The organism is Leptospira jelokensis (genome assembly GCF_004769635.1).
Lineage (GTDB): Bacteria > Spirochaetota > Leptospiria > Leptospirales > Leptospiraceae > Leptospira_A > Leptospira_A jelokensis.
This window is the reverse complement of record NZ_RQGH01000007.1, coordinates 53,634-72,481: the sequence shown is the minus strand read 5'-3', so window position 1 is coordinate 72,481 and position 18,848 is coordinate 53,634. Positions and strand designations below refer to the sequence as shown.

Sequence of the window (18,848 nt, the reverse complement as noted above, 5' to 3'; positions counted from 1 at the left end):
CTGTTCTTTTCGCGGATTCATCGCTAAATTTACCGTAACAACTTTATAGGAACTATGAACACCCTTTATTGGAAATACGAAGAGGGAGATTCTTTTCATGCCTGAGACTATTACCGAAGACAAATCAAACAAAATTGCCGAGAACGACAAACTAACACCTCTATTCAACGAGGAAATTTATGTTCGTGCTGATGCAGGAACGGTTCCCGTTTCTAAATTCAAAATCTTTGACGATGTCATTGATGCATACAAGGCAGAGAATCGTTTAGCAGAAGCTAAACAAAAAATTGAAGACCATTTCAAAGAACACCCTGAGTCTATCTCCGCCAAATACATGTTAATGATCATCTCTTTCATGGAAGATTCCATGGGTGATGCAAATTTGGTGAAGAACATTTTGGATTCTTTTAAAGCACATGCAAAATGGACCATCATCGAATACATCACTGATTCAATTTTACGTTTTGGGGACCACAGGCTTGCACTCCGAGTCAAAGCTGAAGCCCTAGATAAACTCAAGAAAAACAAAGAACTAAAAACAGTACTTGAAAAACTAGCCAAACAAGACCGCAAAAACCCAGAGATCGCTAAGAAGTATGGATTCTCCATTATGGAAGAAGACAAACCAAAAGCGATGTCGTATCTCAAACTTGCCGTTGAGATGTATGCTAAAAACAAAGAATACGTTCCGATGGAAGAAATTTGGCCAACCATCGTACAAAACAATTATGAAGACGTTTCTTTCTTTGATAAAATTGAACGGATTTTACTCGGCCAAAGAGAAAAAACTCGTTTAGTAGGACTTCTTTATCCAATCGTTGAACCATTTAAGGCAATGGAAGATTGGGACCATGTCATTTACTTTCTCAAGAAAATTTTAGAACACGAACCGGCGTCACAAAAAGCAAGAAACGAACTCATTCGCTCTTACAAACAAAAATACGCTGCCCATTCCTTACTCGAAGATTTCCTCAAAATGAGTGAACTAGGTAACAACCGTAAGCCGGTCAAACTTTGTATCACAAACTTTGAACGAAACATCGTATTTGATACTGGCAACTATGTGATGCATAGAAATTGGGGAGTGGGTAAAATCACTTCTATCTCACAAACTGGTGATTCCATCTTTGTTGATTTTGAAGAAAAGAAAGACCACAAACTTTCGATCCAAATGGCGATCACTTCCCTAAAACCACTGAAGAAAGATCACATCTGGGTTCAACACTTCGAAGATCGAAACGCCATCACAACTATGTTCCAAGAGAACTTGGCAGAGTTTTTAAAACAACTCCTCAAGTCTTACGAAAACAAAATGTTAATCTCCGACATGAAGAATGAACTCATTGGTACATTCTTAAAAGCGGATGAGTGGTCCAAGTGGTGGGCAAAAGTAAAATCGGTTCTGAAAAAAGAAGCGAACATCGGAATGAATCCGAAGAAAAAGGATGAAGTGGTTTACCACGAAAAACCAATCACACATTCCGAAACCCTTACACAAAAATTCCAAGCGACAACAGATGTGAATAAAAAATTGGAAATCGCGATGGAAGCAGTGAGAGATGCAGATGAAGCTGCGGAAGCAGGTGAGTTTTTTATCTCTCATTATGTGGAAGAAGAATCAGCTCGTGATATCATTCGTAAAATTTCTGCCTACCTTTACTTGGATGAAGCAGGAAAGGCATGGCCAACCGAAGAATTTTCTCATAAAATTCGCGAACCTGAACTCAAAACCCTCATCCAAACCCTAACCAAAGAAGATGCTCTAAAAATTTCCAAAGCATTGGAAAATACAGACATCAAAAAAGGGTTTAAGGATCTCATTCGTGCCCACCATCCGGAAGCGATCAATATCCTCATTGGGCTCCTATTCGAAGTTCCGGTGAAGGTAAACCGTTCGGTTTTCCAAAACTTGGTTGCGGACGAAAAATACGCAGAACTCAATTTGTTCATTGAAACCGTTTGCAACAAATCCAAAGAAAATCCTGAGGTTTTCCTTTGGGTAGCAAAATCGATCCTTTCTCATACTTGGAAATTTGATTGGTTAAAAGTGAGTGAGGAAGACTTGGTCCTTCGAGTGTTCCGTATCTTAAAACCACTTGCCAAAATTGAAGACAAGGGTACCAAACTCAAAAACCAAGCGATGGACATTTTGTTCGGAAAAGACAATAGCCTTCTCCGTGACATTTTAACCAACGCAGACGATGAGTATGTGCGAAAACTATTCGCCCTCTTCAAAGAAGTGCCATATGTCACAGATTTGGAGAAAGACCAATTGTATGCTCTCATCAATGAACTCAAACCAAACATTGTTTGGGATGAGTATGACTCAGAAGAAGATGCAGACGATGATCCATTAGCCAATTTACCTCACGATGTGGTGCTTGTCACAAGAAGGGCTTTCAACGCGAAAAAACTCGAGTTTGAACACCTTGTGAATGTGGAAATGGCTGAAAACTCACGTGATATCGGAGAGGCCCAAGAAAAAGGGGACTTACGAGAAAACGCAGAATACAAAGCAGCAATGGAAAAACAAGCTCAGTTGCAAGCGGCCATCAAACGTTTGGAAGCAGAACTCAAAAGTGCTCGTATCTTAGATTTAAGTGATGTGAAAACAGAAAAAGTAGGGATCGGAACCACTGTTCGTTTGAAAAATAAACAGTCTGGTGAAGTGGTCACTTACTCAATCTTAGGTGCTTGGGATGCTGATACTGAAAAAAATATCATCTCTTACCAATCACCACTTGCGAAGTCATTACTTGGAAAACACACTGGAAACGAAGCAACACTTGTCTTCGGTTCCACAGAAACGGTTTATGAAGTATTGGATATCGCTCGTTACTCGATGACGGGACAGGAAGCCTGAAGAAGGTCTTCCTTCCATCCATTCGTAGAAATTAAATCGACAAACGGCTCGGAAGTATTTCCAGCAAAATCAGAGGCCTTAACTTCTAAAAGAAGATAAGGCCTTTCTTTTTGTAGGCTTTTCGGAATGAGAACTTTGATCGCACTTCGGTCTGGGTCATATTCATAAGGAAAACTTTGTCCATCTAACAAAAGCTCAACGTTTGTCCGAAATCCACTGCCTGTATCAGAAAGGGTATAATACTTTTCTTCCAAACAATGGTTTTTGACATCGGGAAGTTCGATGAATCTTGCAATGGATGTCATAGGAAACACAGTGGGTGGAGTTTCGTCTGACAAAACCATGAGGTAACCTAATTTTGTGAGTTTAAAACTAAATCCATTTGGTTTCCGTTTGGGTTGGACACCCTGGAATTTTCCAATGGAAACATCGTAAAAATACAAAGAATCTTTGATTGAAGGTGTGGATCCAAAATTCATTTCACCAAGTCCTTCTCCTTTCCAACTCATTCGTTTGGTTTCCACTTGGTAAATTTTACCTTTGAGTGGTAGGCCTTTTGGAATTTTAAACGGAATTTCTTTTTCAGAAATCTCCGTAATGAAAAAATTACCATCCCCTGAGACTTCCGCTTTTGTTAAATCAATGGTAACAACCCCATCCGATGATTTGTATTTGTTTCCCGTTTTATTAGCGATGGACTTTTCATTAGGATTTTTAGGTGAATTTTCATTGAGGATGGTAAAGTTCACTGATGATTTGTTCCCAGTGGCATCTCGTAAGGATGCTTGGATTTGGATTTTTTCTTTTTTAGGAAATTGGTTTAAATTGAGTGAGTATCCTTCTTCTTTGAAGAGTTTGGATTGTTCATACATATGATAAAAATACACAGGGGGAGATAAAGAAGATCGATTGATGTCGTAAAATTGGTGTTTTTGTGATTTCTCTTCAAAGGATAAAAAATCAAAATTCCTTGTAAAAACAGTTTTCCCATTCACTTCCAAATCCATTCCATACACATTGTTTTTGTTACGAGAACGAATTTTGTCATAACCACTCAAGCGTATTCGTAATTTCCCTGTTAGTTGGATAGATGTAAATAAATCACCGGATTCGGAATAAAGTTCAAATTTCCCTTTCCCAATTTCTTTTGCAGAAAGTAAAAGTGGTTTTTCTAAATCATCTCCCTCTAAAAAAAGAGAAAGGATGGTTGGAGGAGTGATGTCCTTTTGATGGATTTCAGAAAAGTAAAGTGGATTGATGGTTCCTTTTTCCGAACGGAATTCTAAATGTAAGTGGGGAGGACCAGATCCAGTTTCCCCTGTTTTTCCGATGGCATTTCCCTTTTTTGTAGAAAACATACCAGGAGGGAGTTTCAGTTGGAAACCTGTAGGATCTCCCATCAGTAAAAGGGCTCTTCTTAATAGTTCTAATTCAACAAGTGTTCCACCAAAGGAATGTAAGTGGGCATATTTGGATTTGATTTTGTATTTGGGATTGTATAAATTAAGAGATAAACCATAACCAGTTTTCGAATAACTGATCTCTTCTACAAATCCATCAAAGGTAGCAAGGATGTTGTGGCCATTTAACCCGTATGATTTGAAGTCAGATCCTAAATGTAGATTATGGTTTCTGATTTCGGCAAATGTTCCTGAAACCGGTGAAAAATAAGGCAAAGGAAAACCCACATCACTGTGTGGGATTTCAGGAATTTTGGAATCCGCAGAAAGATGGCTCACGCAGAAGAGTAGGGAAAGGAGGGGAAAAAAGAACTTTGCCAACTGCATGGGAAAAGTAGAATCCAACCACTTGCTTTGTCATGCCTTTCCTTGAGGGCAGGAGAAAATCCTGAATTCCCGATTCCCTTGACAATCTAGACTTGGGACCTAGTATGACAGGGAACAAATTCAAATGAGACTAGGTATTGTTTTTCTTTTATTCCTTTTTTGCTCTGGATGTGCTTTTTTTTCAAAAGAACCAGGGCGGCCTCCTAAGATTGATGGGGTTCCTGTCCCGGATTCGAAGAGGTTACTCTACATTCAGAATGTAAGAAACAATACGTATTCCCCGGGGATGCACACACGCCTCACCCAAATGATCATGGAAGAAATTGATCGCAGGGGAAGGTTCATCACCACTCGAGAAAAAACTCTCGCGAAATACCGTTTGTATGCAGAGATTGTCCACTACCAACAAGTGGGGGATTTGATGGACTTGGCTGACCAACAAATTACATCGGAATTATTTGTTGTCACTCGTGTGGAAATCATTGAGGCAGATACGGGAGTCAAAATCCCCATGGAACGAAGTGAAATCCCGGGAAGGGTACATTTTTCCACTCAGATCGGATTTCGAGAATCGGAACTCGAAGCACAAAATCGTTTGTTACGTGTGATGGCACTGCGAATTGCGGAAGAAGCAGAAAGAGCTTGGTATTATTCACTTTCTGGTGTATTGAATTAAGATAGTATTTAGGAGATAACCCTTGCAAAACGATCCTATTTCCCAAGAAGACACAAAAAAAGAGATGCTCGCATTTGAAGAGTATCTAAAAGAAAATGGTTTAAAAATAACAAACCAACGTTTGTTAGTTGCTCAAAAGATTTTTTCAAGTCATAATCATTTTACAGCGGAAGGTCTACTTGACGAACTCAAAGACAACAAAGACCGCATTTCCAAAGCAACCATCTATCGGATATTAGCAATCATGGTTGAGGCGGGGTTACTCGAAGAACATGATTTCGGAAAGGATTACAAATACTACGAACATATCATCGGCCACGAACACCACGATCATATCATTTGTATGCAATGCGGTCGGATTGTTGAATTCATTGATGAACGCATTGAAGAACTCCAAAACAAAGCGGCAAGAGAAAATGGATTTACCATCACAGGTCATAGTTTGAATATATTTGGTAATTGTTCAAACTTTGCAAATTGCGAACATAAAAACAAAAAATAGTGCCTTCGATATTTAAAGAAGGAACATACGATTCGGGTTCCTATGCGAGAACGGGAACACTTTCACTGAATGGCATTCAAATCGAAACTCCGATTTTTATGCCCGTGGGGACTCGTGGTAGCATTAAGTCGCTTACGTCGGAAGATATCAATGAGCTTGGTTACAATTTAATCCTTGCCAATACCTACCACCTTTACTTGAAACCAGGCAAAGAAGTATTCGACCATTTCCATGGCTTAAAAAATTTCATGTCGTACAAAAAAGCCCTGCTCACAGATTCGGGTGGGTTCCAGGTATTTAGTTTAGCAAGTTTATTCAAATTTGAGGATGATGGAGTGCGCTTCCAATCCCATATTGATGGGAGTTATCATAAATTCACACCATCCTCTGTGATCGATATGCAAAGGTCCATTGGCTCTGACATCATGATGGTTTTAGATGACTGTGCTCCTTATGGGAGTGATACCAAACGATTGGAACTCGCCTTGGACAGGACCCATCGGTGGGCCAAAGAATCCTATGAGTATTGGATGGAAAATCCGAACGGCCAAAATGTATTTCCCATCGTGCAAGGTGGGGTGAACGAGGCACTGAGGCTTAAGAGTCTTGAGACCTTACAAAAGATTGATTTTCCAGGCATTGCCATCGGGGGCTTAAGTGTAGGGGAACCTAGGCCAGAATACATTCGGATTTTGGAATGTATGGCCCCTCATTTGGACAAAGCGAGACCAAGGTATCTGATGGGAGTGGGAACCGTTGTGGACATCCTCGAAGGCGTGAAAAACGGCATTGATATGTTTGATTGTGTGCTTCCGACTCGGAACGCTCGGAATGGGCAAGTCTTCACGTCAAAAGGCAAAATCAACTTACGAAACGAGAGCCATAGACTCAGTGAATCACCCATTGACTCGGAATGCTCTTGTAAGGTTTGCCAAACGTATAGTCTTGGTTACATTCGGCACTTACATAAGGTGAAGGAGTTAACTGCCTTTTCCTTATCAACCTACCATAACTTATTTTTTATGCAGAGCTTCATGGAAAAGATGCGAAAGTCCATAGAAATAGGCAATTTTCGGGCATTTTATGAGCATTGGAAAAATTTGTTTGGTAGCTAAAATTATTAGGTTGACGTACCCATTTTTTTTGAATGTGATAGTACCGTCATTTCTACATTGATTGTAGCTTCATTGAGGAGTCTCTAGACACACATGGAAATCACCAGAAGGGAAAAAGATAAAATCGTAGTACTCGATATTAACGGGGAAATCGACCTTTATAACGCGCCTGAGATCAAGGATGTAATCGCCAAATTGATCGAAGAACAAAAGTATTGCATCGTCATCAATCTCGAGAAGGTATCTTACATCGACTCTTCCGGAATTGGAGCTTTAATTTCAAGTTTGTCCAACCTGAAAAAATACCAAGGTGGATTAAAAATCATCAACGTAGCAGGTTCTGTTCGAAAGGTATTTGAACTCACTAAGCTGACTTCATTTTTTGAAATTTTCGACAGCGAAGACGAAGCAGTTACTGCTTTTAAATAATAGGGGAAGCGTATTTGCGCTTCTCTCTTACAATCCCCCCTACCAAACATTAAGGAGTTTGTTATGTTAAAAAAGAAAAAGACATCTGTCTTTCTCTCCGCTTTGGTATTGTTCTCTGCAGGATTTGTTAACTGCGCACAAGAACTACCACTCAAAGAACTCGCACTTGCGAAATCCCAAGTGGAACGAGCCGAAAGACTTTCTGCGGAAGAATATGCCCCTGAAGAATTCAGTGAAGCCAAAAAAAGTTTAGTATCTGCTAACGAGTTTGCGGCGGAAGAAAAAGCATCCGACTCAAAAAAGAGTGCGGACTATGCGATTTCAAAAGCATATGATGCGTTAGAGAAAACATTGCCAAAGTTAGCTGCAAAATCTCGCGAAGAAGCAGTGGCAGCAATTGATGCCGCAGATGAAGCATACGCATCAGAATACACTCCTGAAGAATACAAAAAAGCTGTTGCTGCAAGAGATGCTGGGGAAACAAAATTGGCCCAAGCGGATGCAAGCCTTGCGTCTTATCTCCGTGAAGACAAAGATGAAACGGCAAAAGAAGTAAAACGCACTGTTGCCTTACAAGAATACGAAGATGCCCATAACCAATTCCAAGAAGCATCTAAAATCAGCTCAGAAGCAAAAAAAGTAGCACTTGAAAAATCTGGTGGTGCCCTATTGAAATCTGCTGATGAAGTGGATGCATTACTGGATAAAGCAGCATCATACTCAAAAGCAGGTAACCCTGCGATTGATGAAGAAAAAGCTAGGGTCGCTTCTGCAAGAGAAGACATCCAAGCAGGAAAATTAAAAACGGCTGATGAAAAAATCAAAGCAGCCCGATTGGCTTCTGCTTCTCTTTTACAAGATTCCATCAAAGACCATGCAAAAAATCGTAATGCCCAAGCAAAAGAAGTGGTTGAAGATGCAAATCTTCGTTTTGGCGAATTAAACGCTGAAACCTATCTTAAGTCAAATGCAAAAGAATCGTATGCAAGTACACAAGAGAACTTAGGTGCATCCAACGAATCTTTACAAGCTTCTGGAAACCTTTTAGAACAAGATAAATTCGAAGATTCAATTGCCCAATCCGAAGAAGCAATCCGATTGGCTGAAATTTCAATCGACCAAATTGAAACTCTCAAAGGTAAAACGAATGTTGCTAAAAAAGATCGTACTGCAGTAGAAACAGATTCTGATAAAACAACAGATACAAAAGACTCAAACCAAACATCTTCATCCCAAGTGGAGGAGTTGTCCGGTGGTTGGAAACGTTACACTGTTGAAAAATCAAATCCAGCTGATTGCCTTTGGAGAATTGCTGACCGAGAAGACATCTATAGTGATGCAAAACTTTGGCCACGTATTTTTGAAGCGAACCGTAAAACGATTCGAAACAAAAATTTAATTTATCCAAAACAAAAACTGAACATCCCACCAAAAACCGGGAAAATCGGAAAAGCACCTAAGGAGTAAACAAGACTTAGGTGAATCGAAAAAAGCTGTCGTAAAGACAGCTTTTTTTTTGTCTAAACCATAGGACCTATATGAACCGAGGATACACAACTCCCGTTACAAAAATTACAGAAAATGACTTTGAATCCTTGGTCCAATTGGCATTGGATGAAGATTTGCCTGCCGGTGATATCACAACCGATACTTTGTTTGCAAAGGAAGAATCTTGTACTGCGGTATTACTCGCAAAAGAAGATGGCATCCTTTGTGGACTTTCTGTTATCCCTTGCCTTATCGGGAAAACCAAAGCATCCCTTACTTGGAAAAATGCTTTGGAGGATGGCGCCGTCCTTTCCAAAGGTACAGTGATTGGGGAATTCCAAGGATCTTTGGTTAGCCTTCTGAAGATGGAACGAATTTTACTCAATTTCATCCAATACCTTTCAGGCATTGCGACAAATGCCAACCGAGTGGCAAAACAGTATCCAAACTTACTCATCCTTGATACGAGAAAAACTTTGCCTGGGTATCGAAAACTTGCCAAGTATGCAGTGTATACAGGTGGGGGAGCCAACCATAGATTGAACCTATCGGAGATGGCGATGTTAAAGGATAACCATGTCGCAAAAGCCGGATCCATTCAATCAGCCGTACAAATGGTACGTGAAAAAAATCCAGGGAAACAAATTGAATTGGAAATCGATGGCATCTCCCAATTGAGCGATGCGATTGCAGCAAGTCCCGATATCATTTTACTCGATAATTTTTCCGATTCCGATACCGAAAAAGCAATCCAGATATTAAAAGAAAAAGCCCCGAAGATTCGGATTGAATGTTCAGGTGGGATCACTCCTGATAAATTAAATTTTTTGTCAAAGTTTGATGGAATTGGAGTGAGTATGGGTTATCTGACTCACACAGTGAAATTTTTGGACATTAGTTTGGATATCAAATAATGGGACTTTACCAAGACATCAAAGACAAACAGGAGTTATTTGATGCAGTCCAAAAAAGACTGGGTCCAGAAAAAGCACAACTAGTCGAAAAAGCCTATCACATCGCTGACAAAATGCATGAAGGCCAAAAACGGCTTTCTGGTGAACCCTACATCATCCATCCGATGAATGTTGCTTCTGTGTTGGATGATTTAGGGCTCGATGAACGTGCCATAGCTGCCGGTTTGTTACACGATGTAGTAGAGGATACTAGTTATTCGAAAGAAGATATGGCACGTGAGTTTGGGGAAGACATCGCGGCACTTGTGGAAGGTGTGACCAAAATTTCGGAAATCAAATCCCAATCGAAAGAAACAGAAGCCGCAGAAAACATTCGTAAGATGTTACTTGCCACGATCAAAGATGTGCGAGTGATGCTCATCAAACTTGCTGACAAAACCCATAATGTTAGGACATTAAAATTCCAACCGGAAGAAAAACAAAAACGGATCGCGAAAGAAGTATTATCCCTATATGCTCCGATCGCTGGTCGACTCGGTGTATATAAGGTAAAATTTGAATTGGAAGATTTGGCATTCCAATCTCTCCACCCTGAAGAATACCAGGAAATTAAAAAAAGAGTTTCTGCTAAAAAATCAGAACGAGATGAATACATTGAAAAAATTAAAATCATCCTAAAACAACGGTTAGCTGAAATTAATATCGATGCAAGAATTGATGGAAGGGCAAAACATTTTTATTCGATTTACCGTAAAATGGTGACAAAGGAAAAATCATTTTCGGAAATTTTTGATTTAAGAGCTGTGCGAATCATCGCCAATGAAATTAAAGATTGTTATGGAGTACTTGGAATTGTGCATACACTTTGGACACCAATTCCAGGGCGATTTAAAGACTACATTGCCACTCCAAAGACCAATTTATACCAATCACTCCACACCACTGTGTTTGGACCTGATGGCCGACCCATGGAAGTTCAAATTCGTACAAAAGAAATGAATGCCATTGCGGAAAATGGAGTGGCTGCTCATTGGGCTTATAAAGAGTCCACCAACTTAACGAAGTCCTCTGTCATTTTGCAAAACGGGGTTGAAAATGCCTTCCGTATGAAATGGCTTGAGATTCTTAAATCTTGGCAGGACCCAAGCCTCGACTCAAAAGAATTTATGGAAGAGTTACAATATGACCTCCATGAAGATGAGGTATTTGTATTCACTCCTAAAGGCGAAATCATTGAAATGCCAAAAGGTGCCACTGTTTTGGACTACGCGTTTCGAATCCATACAGATGTGGGCCTTCATGCTCGCGGTGGAAAAGTTAATGGTCGTATGGTGACACTCCGTACAGAATTAAAATCTGGTGACCAAGTTGAAATCATTACTGAAAAAAATTCAAAACCATCTCCAATTTGGTTAAGGATTGTCAAAACATCTGGCGCCAGACAGAAGTTACGTGCTTATTTTCGTAAACTGCAAGAAGATTCGCAAAAAGAAACAATTGGATCTGTTTTGGAAGCATCCAATCCAACCTTTGATGAAAATACCATCAAAGAAATCAAAAAAGTTAAAATTAAAAAACCAACCAAACCAAACCCGAACCAAGAAGAAACAAAGGAATTTGGAATTTCAGTTGCTGGTTGGAATGATGTGCCTGTTCGAGTCGCTTCCTGTTGTACCCCGATCCCTGGGGATGAAATCATTGGTTTTATCACAAGAGGAAGAGGGGTTAGTGTTCACAAAAAAGACTGCACCACCGCGACAAAACAATTGGAGTGGATGAAAACCATTCCAGTGCGTTGGGAAGGACCTGGAGAACCAATCCCCATTCAAATTGAAGTCCGTGCCAAAGATGTCCAAGGGATCTACCTTTCCATGGTGGAGTCAATTTCTAGTACAGAAACCAATATTTTGGAAGCAGGTGCATCTTCACATCCGAATGGTACACTCACCGCCAAATTTATGTTAGAAGTAGATCATTTAGACCAATTAAAAGAAATTTTGGAAAATTTACGTATGATCCAAGGTGTTGTTTTTGCAGAAAGGGTCAAAAAGTAAACCACTGCAATTCGTTTGGTTTTAAAAGAAAATACAATCCCTCTTCTTTTTTTTCTTGGGGAAACACATTGCCAGTGACAATATCTTTTAATTCTTTTTGGTAAATGATTTCGTCTTGGAAAGGAATCCATCCGGAACAACTAATATCATTGGGATTCCAAATGATGAGTTCTCTTTGGTTTTCGGAAAGGATCAATCGACAAAAAATGGATAAACCATTGAATTCTGAGTACGATGGGTCCCGATAAAAAATACTTTTCTCTCTCTTTTGGATGGCAGCAAGTGCTCGTTCATAAAATGCAAATGCCTCCAAATCAGTGGATTCTTCGTCCGTTCGGATCATTTGTACGGGAATTTTTTTGGAAAGTCCCAGTTCTTGTCCGTCGTAGAATAAAATCGTACCTTGGTTTGCCGAAAGTAAACTGAAATATGTTTTTCCATTTTCACCAAAACAATGTTTGGCTCTCTCTTCATCGTGGTTTTCTAAAAATCGGATTTGGTTTAAATTTGACTCACTACATAATTTTTCTTTGGCCGCTTGTAGATTTTGATTCAGGAAAAGATCATATAACCGTTTCTCGTAAGTGGCATCAAATCCAAGGGATAGAAGTTTGGACTCCAATCCCCAATACACTTCAGCGTAAAATTTGAAATGAGGGAATTCTTGTTTGATGGTTCGAATGACAGTTTCCCAACGGTACACCGATCGTTTTCCATGGGTTTTTTCAAAAACATCGTGTAAAGGCAACATTGCCATATCGCAACGCACACCATCACATTGTTTGGCGATTTCTCGTAAAATTTGAATGTGTAATCCTTCCACTTCTGGATTGGAAAAATCCCATTGGACGGTATCAGTCCATCCATCGAAATAAGGATCTTTTCCATAAAAATAACGATTTCCATTGGGATGAAAGAAGGTATCTTTGAAATCTTTAGATTCGTTTGCCAAAAGAAATGATTTTGGGTGATTCGAAACCAAAGGAGAATCAATTGCCATATGATTTGGTACGAAGTCTAGTATGAGTTTTTTGTTTTTGGATTGGAACCACTCGTATATTTCTGTTAGGTCATCTTTGTCTGTGATGATGGGATCTGGTTTGTATTCGTAAATGGCATAGGGTGAGCCATACACATCCCCGGGTTCAATTTTTGACTTTACTGCTTCATAACCTGGTCGTAAGGCAGGCATGGTTTCTGCAATTTTTCTAGAACTAGGACTATTTTTCCAAATTCCCATAAGCCAAATTTCATCGGCCCAACCAAAGGGAATTTTTTCTTGTATTTCATTTAAGAGCAGAGGTAGCGGTTTCCCTTTTTTTCCACAAAAAAGCCTTGAGCCAATCTCGTACAAATGGATTTGATGGAAGGGATGTTTCATAAATTTGTTAAGTACGATATGGTTCGTTTTCAAGGAATCAAGTTTGTTTTGGTAGGAATCACCTGTCTTTTACCGATTTTCCTTTTCCAAAATTGTTCTGAAGAAGATACGAAGGATACCCTAAATCGAGTGGTCGATGTAAACTGGGAAGGTGACGTGAATTCCATTCCCAAGGCTTTACAGATGAAAAACCCAGTGGCTGACCCTAAGGCCAAAAAAGGTGGGAGGATACGTATCTATTCCCACCAATTTCCCAAGTCTCTTAATTATTACCTGGACCAGTTCACAACAACCGCAAGGATATTCACAAGTTTATATGAGCCTCTCACGGCTTACCACCCACTCACATTGGAAACCATCCCTCACTTGGCCAAGGCATGGCAAATTTCTTCGGACAAAAAAAAGTTCACTTTTTATTTGGATCCGAATGCCCGCTGGTCGGATGGGAAACAAGTCACAGCAGACGATGTGATTTTTACATATGATACCATTATGAATCCTAAAAATGCGACAGCAGTTTTTCGGATTTCGTTATCTCGTTTTTTAAAACCAGTCAAGGTGGATGACCTTACAGTGGTATTCGAAGCAAAAGAAGTGCATTGGAATAACTTCAATGACATTGCATCTTCCATTTTTATTTTGCCCAAACACCATTTTGAGGGCAAAGACTTTAACAAAGAGAATATGGAGTTCCCAATTGTATCTGGGCCGTATAAAATCACAGAAGTCAAAAAGAATCGTTACATCAAATTAGAGCGCCGTGGTGATTGGTGGCAAAGGGCTTATCCTTTCAATGAAGGAAGGAACAATTTTGATCAAATCGTTTATAAAGTTTATAATGAAGAAGCAGTAGCCTTACAAGCATTCAAAAAAGGTGATATCGATATTTACCCAGTGTATTCCGCGTTTGTTTGGGTGGAAGAAGCAAAAGGAGAAGCTTTTGATAAAAATTGGATCGCCAAACAAAGGATATTCAATTTAAAACCAATCGGATTCCAAGGTTGGGCAATGAACTCAAGAAGACCTATTTTTTCCGACAAAAGAGTGAGAGAAGCGATGAACTTACTTGTAGATCGGAAGCTTATGATCGACAAACTCGCATATGGTGAATATGATCCAACAAACAGTTATTATCCGGATTTTTATTTGGGAGGAGAAACAAATCCAAATGTTCCTACCAAATTTGATATTGAAAGAGCTAGAAAATTATTGGCTGAAGCTGGTTGGAAACCAAATGCAGAAGGAATTTTAGAAAAAGATGGAAAGCCGTTCCAATTTTCAATTTTAGACCGTGATAAAAAAACGGAAAAATATTTTACCGTTTTTCTCGAAAAAGCAAAAGAAGTTGGGATTCGCGCATCAATTGATACTCTTGATTTGGCAGCATGGAGTGAACGTGTTGATAAATATGACTTTGATATGACATGGGCTGCTTGGGGTTCTGGGATCTTTAAAGATCCCGAGTCACAGTGGTTATCAAAGTATGCGGACGAAGCCGGCCAACCCAATTTACCTGGACTCAAAATTCCAGAAGTTGACAAACTGATTGAAAAACAAAAAACAGAATTCTCAGTCAGCAAACGAAACGAGATTTTAAAACAAATAGATCGGATTGTTTATAAGGAATACCCTTATGTCTTGCTATGGCATTTGCCAAGTACAAGGATATTGTACTGGCAAAAGTATGGAATGCCATCATTGCCACTCGGCAAGTATGGGGACGAAAGTTTTTCTTCAGATTATTGGTGGTATGATGAGGAGAAGGACAAAAAACTTTCCGAGTCAGTTTCCAAAAAAGAAACGTTTTCAAATTACGAAGCCATCATTCGTTGGAAATAAATTGATCTAGTGTCCGAAAAACAAGGCCCAATCAAAGGGATCAAAGATAAGATCTCACAATTATGGAACCAGTATCCAAATTGGGGAAAAATTCCCCAATTTTTGGAGTTATTGGAAAAGGGTCTCGACAAAGAGCTGTTTGTTGACCCGAATAAGAAACAGGAACCGATTCCGCTGGAAGACCTACCAGTGGATGAAGTCCTTAGAAAGTCTGGATTCATTCGTAATCTATACGAAAGTTTGTTCCCTGTTTCCCATGTCTTTCGGATGACATACCGCTACAACCGTGAATTTTTAGATAATTTTATGCCACTTTCCACGGATGGATACATTGGCCGTGGTTCCTATAAATTTGTTTACAAACTCCCATGGAACCAAGTGGTAAAAATTGGAAAATCGAAATTACCCTCTGATGCCATATTTGGATCTCTATTCAAAGAAGTTGGTCGTGATTTATCACGTTTTTTAAAACCAGAAGAAATTGAGTTAAGAGATTTTTTAAAAACGCAAACCTTCCGAGATTCCAAAAAAGATGAAATTGATTTTAAATTCAAACGATTGGGATTAGAACGTTTGCATTATTGGAAATTGAAATCACTGATCCCGGATTTGGTAGTGCCCACTCGTTTTTTTATGGGTATGCGTGTCCGAAAAAATCCATTTGGAATACCCAATATCACACTCACTCCTTGTGACCAACAACCCTTACTTGCAGGAAAACATTTAAAAGAATTTACCATACGGAATGAGAAATTAGACCAAAATCCAATTTTGGATAAATTTTTTCCAAAATGGAAATTGAACTTTGATTCCCATCGCTTTGGTGTGATTTCCAAATCAAAACTTAAAAAAATTGCTGTGGATTTTAATCGTGTGATCGAAGTGACTAAATACTTAGCAGAAGAAGAAAAATTAATTTTTGATATCCACGCAGAAAACATCATCATCACACTCCCTGACTTTGAATTAAAAATTTTTGATTTTCACGTGTTTGATGATTATTTATATGAACCCTCTTTAGAAAATCCAACACCTGAAATGGATCATATCCAAATCATTGAAGAATTTATCAAGTCTTTTGAATTGGACTGATCGTTGTATGATTGATTTGAAACGAAATTATACTTCCTTTTCTATATTGTCTTTATTCTTTATTCTTTTTGCACTGTACCAGGCATTTAATTTGCGTTGGATCTGTGATGATGCCTATATCAGTTTTGTGTATGCAAAAAATTTTTGGCAAGGGCATGGTCTCGTTTTCAATCTTGAGGAAAGAGTAGAAGGGTATACAAATTTTTTATGGACCGTGTATTTGTCTTTTGGGTATTTACTGGGAATCCTTCCGCAAACTCTTTCTGTGTACACAGGTTTATTCTTTTATTTCCTCCTACTTGGATTATTTTTTTATGAAGAAAACAAACAATCCTTTGGAAATTTATATCCATTATTACTTGTCCATTTATCAATGTTTTACCATTTGTATGTATTTGCAAGTTCTGGTCTTGAAACATCGGTATTTACTTTTTTGGTTAGCCTAGGATTTCTACTTTGGGAAAAAAGAAATCAGTTCGCATATTTCAGTTTTTTTTTGGCAAGCCTCACTCGACCAGAAGGGGCGTTGTTTTTATTTTTTCTATGTCTTGATTGGATCCGTACGAAACGATTTAGAATCCCAATCTTATTTGGGTTTTTATTGTTTTGTTTTTATGTTTTTCGTTATCTGTATTACGAAGATTTTTTTCCGAATACGTTTTATGCAAAAGGGAATAAAGGTAGTTACTTCTCACAAGGGTTCTATTATTTATCATATTTGATTCGCTCTTATCCTTTGTATCCTTTTGTGTTTTTACTTTCTGGAATTCATATCTACCGTTTGTTTACAAAAGAAAAGGAAAGCAGAATGCTTTTCATTGCTTTACTCCTCTATATTTTTTATGTTTTGTATGTCGGTGGTGACTTTATGGGGAATCGATTTTGGATTCCCATCCTACCTTATTTTTCCTATTTGGCTTTCAAACAATTACAAGTGTGGACTTTGGATTCACAAATTCTTTCCAACCACAAAAAAATCTTTTATCGGATTTATTCCAAAAATATGATTTTATTTTCTCTTCTATTTGTTTTGGCCTCCGCGGTTTATATAGATCCTTTAAAATTAACCAAGGGTCGCATTGCTGAATGGCATGGCATTGGAGAAGAACGAATGTTTTATGAGGATCATTTGTTGGATGTGAGTGGGTATGATGTTGGTGCCTTAGAGGGTGTTCGCGTCGCCTTTTTTGGAGCACAAGCCCATTTTATTTATTATCTAAGACCAAGTTATGCCTTCGAAGCAGAATCAGGTTTAACGGACAAAACATTTGCAAAAAAACCACTTGAGAATCGTGGTAGGATTGGTCATGAAGCAAAACTTAGGTATGAAGACATTTCAATGCGTGACATCGATTTGGTTTTAGACAACCGATTCCCTGAGTTAGAGCTTCCATTCATCACCTATACTTGGCGATCGATCCCCATACATTTTTATCTTTGGAAGTACGATCCTCTCAAACTCAATCGGATATGCCAAAGGAAAGATTGGAATTGTGAAGACTTAAAATCCAAATTCCAAAAAGAAAACTGGGATCTAAACTCGCTTAAGTTTTTTGGAAAAACAAGTTCTTTATGAAAAAAGAAATACCACTTCCTTATGGAAATTTAACAATCGGCACTTTGGGGAAAAATGAAGCCAGTTTGTATTTGGACCAGTCCAAAAGCTTTCCCAATTCTCCAAGTGGGTGGCAGACCTATACCGAAAACTTGATTTCCCGTTTGGGAATGTTTGGTGGTTATCAAGTGTTTAGTTTGGGACAAGTCCATGGGGATAGGATTGAAGCGGTGGATGAATCTGCGGATGGCCTTGGTACGATGGAACCAAAAGAAGGTGATGGACTATGGACAATCGAGAAAAATAAAATCCTCGTTGTCCGGACAGCTGATTGTGTCCCAGTTTTTCTTTATTCCACAAAACGACCGTTTGTATCTGTCCTGCATTCTGGATGGAAAGGAACCATGTTAGGTATCACCGAAAAGATGATCCAAGAGTTACTTACAAAAGGGTTCCAAATGGATGAATTGGTTTTGGAACTCGGTCCCTATATCCAACGGCAAAATTATGAAGTGGGAGAAGATGTTGCTAAATACTTCCAAGACCTAGGCAGTGCAGTCTGTTTCCCAAAAGGGAATGGTAAATTTCTTTTGGATGTAGGCCTTGCGATTGAAAAGAGAATGGAACGTAAGTTTGGTGGTGTCTTTAGGCTTGTGAACGAACATTCAGAAGTTTTCCAAAGCCCTCAATTCTTTAGCCATAGGGCCAAAGAAGAGGGTAGGAATTTAAATTTTATACTTTGGGAATCTTGATGAGGGTTTCTTTGATTTTTTCTAAGATTTTTTCTCGTTTGATCGGTTTTACGATATAGTCCATCGCACCATTTTCTAACAAGGCTTTGATGACAGAAGGAGTGTTCTCTTCTGAAATAAAAAGAATCCTTGGTAAAACACCCATCTCTTTCATGTCCCAAAATGCTGCATAACCATCCACTTCAGGTAAAAAGATTTCGATGGTAACAAGGTCAATTTGTTGGCGATTTTCCTTGTACATCTTAAGGAGTTCTTTCCCAGTTTCGGCAATCCCTATGATTTTGAAACCTTCTGATTCCAAAATCTGTTGGAGTTGTTTGGACTGGAATTTGGAATTCTCAGCAATGAGAATCTGGTATGGTCTGCCTGTGGGTCCTATGCCTGCTTGCATGATGTTCTAC

15 protein-coding genes are annotated in these 18,848 nt (G+C 38.9%); 12 read left to right on the top strand and 3 right to left on the bottom strand.

Annotated features, from left to right (window positions below):
• The first annotated feature begins 97 nt into the window (after positions 1 to 97).
• A complete protein-coding gene (greA, locus tag EHQ62_RS01470; RefSeq protein ID WP_135640484.1) occupies positions 98 to 2,863 on the top strand; it encodes a transcription elongation factor GreA in 2,766 nt (921 codons plus the stop codon).
• On the opposite strand, the gene EHQ62_RS01465 is transcribed toward greA, so the two are convergent.
• The gene (locus EHQ62_RS01465; protein WP_135640483.1) at positions 2,836 to 4,650 is read right to left on the bottom strand and encodes a M23 family metallopeptidase; all 1,815 of its coding nucleotides are present in this window, start codon (positions 4,648 to 4,650) and stop codon (positions 2,836 to 2,838) included. The genes greA and EHQ62_RS01465 overlap by 28 nt on opposite strands.
• A 124-nt stretch (positions 4,651 to 4,774) precedes the next feature.
• Between EHQ62_RS01465 and EHQ62_RS01460 the strand changes: the two genes are divergently transcribed.
• The 7 genes from EHQ62_RS01460 to EHQ62_RS01430 all read left to right on the top strand — a co-directional run bounded on the left by EHQ62_RS01460 (position 4,775) and on the right by EHQ62_RS01430 (position 11,828).
• A complete protein-coding gene (locus EHQ62_RS01460; protein ID WP_135640482.1) occupies positions 4,775 to 5,326 on the top strand; it encodes an LPS assembly lipoprotein LptE in 552 nt (183 codons plus the stop codon).
• 64 nt (positions 5,327 to 5,390) lie between these two features.
• Positions 5,391 to 5,828: a Fur family transcriptional regulator gene (locus EHQ62_RS01455; RefSeq protein ID WP_244241600.1), complete on the top strand. Its 438-nt coding sequence runs from the start codon at positions 5,391 to 5,393 to the stop codon at positions 5,826 to 5,828.
• The gene (tgt, locus tag EHQ62_RS01450) at positions 5,828 to 6,943 is read left to right on the top strand and encodes a tRNA guanosine(34) transglycosylase Tgt (protein ID WP_135640480.1); all 1,116 of its coding nucleotides are present in this window, start codon (positions 5,828 to 5,830) and stop codon (positions 6,941 to 6,943) included. The genes EHQ62_RS01455 and tgt overlap by 1 nt, the downstream gene beginning before the upstream one ends.
• 93 nt (positions 6,944 to 7,036) lie before the next feature.
• Positions 7,037 to 7,372 (top strand): STAS domain-containing protein, encoded by a 336-nt coding sequence (locus tag EHQ62_RS01445; protein ID WP_002975418.1) that lies wholly within the window; start codon positions 7,037 to 7,039, stop codon positions 7,370 to 7,372.
• Between the two features lie 63 nt (positions 7,373 to 7,435).
• Complete coding sequence (locus tag EHQ62_RS01440; protein WP_135640479.1) at positions 7,436 to 8,839, top strand: lipoprotein LipL71; 1,404 nt, start codon at positions 7,436 to 7,438, stop codon at positions 8,837 to 8,839.
• A 71-nt stretch (positions 8,840 to 8,910) separates the two neighbouring features.
• A complete protein-coding gene (nadC, locus tag EHQ62_RS01435; RefSeq protein ID WP_135640478.1) occupies positions 8,911 to 9,774 on the top strand; it encodes a carboxylating nicotinate-nucleotide diphosphorylase in 864 nt (287 codons plus the stop codon).
• Positions 9,774 to 11,828, top strand: a complete 2,055-nt coding sequence (locus EHQ62_RS01430; protein ID WP_135640477.1) for a RelA/SpoT family protein — start codon at positions 9,774 to 9,776, stop codon at positions 11,826 to 11,828. Before nadC ends, EHQ62_RS01430 begins: the two co-directional genes overlap by 1 nt.
• Here EHQ62_RS01430 and EHQ62_RS01425 read toward each other — a convergent pair.
• The gene (locus EHQ62_RS01425) at positions 11,818 to 13,209 is read right to left on the bottom strand and encodes an alpha-amylase family protein (RefSeq protein ID WP_135640476.1); all 1,392 of its coding nucleotides are present in this window, start codon (positions 13,207 to 13,209) and stop codon (positions 11,818 to 11,820) included. The two genes, EHQ62_RS01430 and EHQ62_RS01425, sit on opposite strands and share 11 nt — an antisense overlap.
• Between EHQ62_RS01425 and EHQ62_RS01420 the strand changes: the two genes are divergently transcribed.
• From EHQ62_RS01420 to EHQ62_RS01405, 4 genes are read left to right on the top strand one after another with little or no spacing between them, the layout of a single operon-like run.
• The gene (locus tag EHQ62_RS01420; protein ID WP_208720596.1) at positions 13,201 to 15,048 is read left to right on the top strand and encodes an extracellular solute-binding protein; all 1,848 of its coding nucleotides are present in this window, start codon (positions 13,201 to 13,203) and stop codon (positions 15,046 to 15,048) included. The genes EHQ62_RS01425 and EHQ62_RS01420 overlap by 9 nt on opposite strands.
• A gap of 30 nt (positions 15,049 to 15,078) precedes the next feature.
• Complete coding sequence (locus EHQ62_RS01415) at positions 15,079 to 16,140, top strand: hypothetical protein (protein WP_244241599.1); 1,062 nt, start codon at positions 15,079 to 15,081, stop codon at positions 16,138 to 16,140.
• Positions 16,127 to 17,716: a hypothetical protein gene (locus EHQ62_RS01410; protein WP_341866954.1), complete on the top strand. Its 1,590-nt coding sequence runs from the start codon at positions 16,127 to 16,129 to the stop codon at positions 17,714 to 17,716. The genes EHQ62_RS01415 and EHQ62_RS01410 overlap by 14 nt, the downstream gene beginning before the upstream one ends.
• Complete coding sequence (locus EHQ62_RS01405) at positions 17,713 to 18,447, top strand: purine nucleoside phosphorylase YfiH/LACC1 family protein (protein ID WP_135640474.1); 735 nt, start codon at positions 17,713 to 17,715, stop codon at positions 18,445 to 18,447. Before EHQ62_RS01410 ends, EHQ62_RS01405 begins: the two co-directional genes overlap by 4 nt.
• On the opposite strand, the gene EHQ62_RS01400 is transcribed toward EHQ62_RS01405, so the two are convergent.
• On the bottom strand, positions 18,428 to 18,838 hold the full coding sequence (locus tag EHQ62_RS01400; RefSeq protein ID WP_135640473.1) for a response regulator: 411 nt from the start codon (positions 18,836 to 18,838) through the stop codon (positions 18,428 to 18,430). The two genes, EHQ62_RS01405 and EHQ62_RS01400, sit on opposite strands and share 20 nt — an antisense overlap.
• Between the last annotated feature and the right edge of the window lie 10 nt (positions 18,839 to 18,848).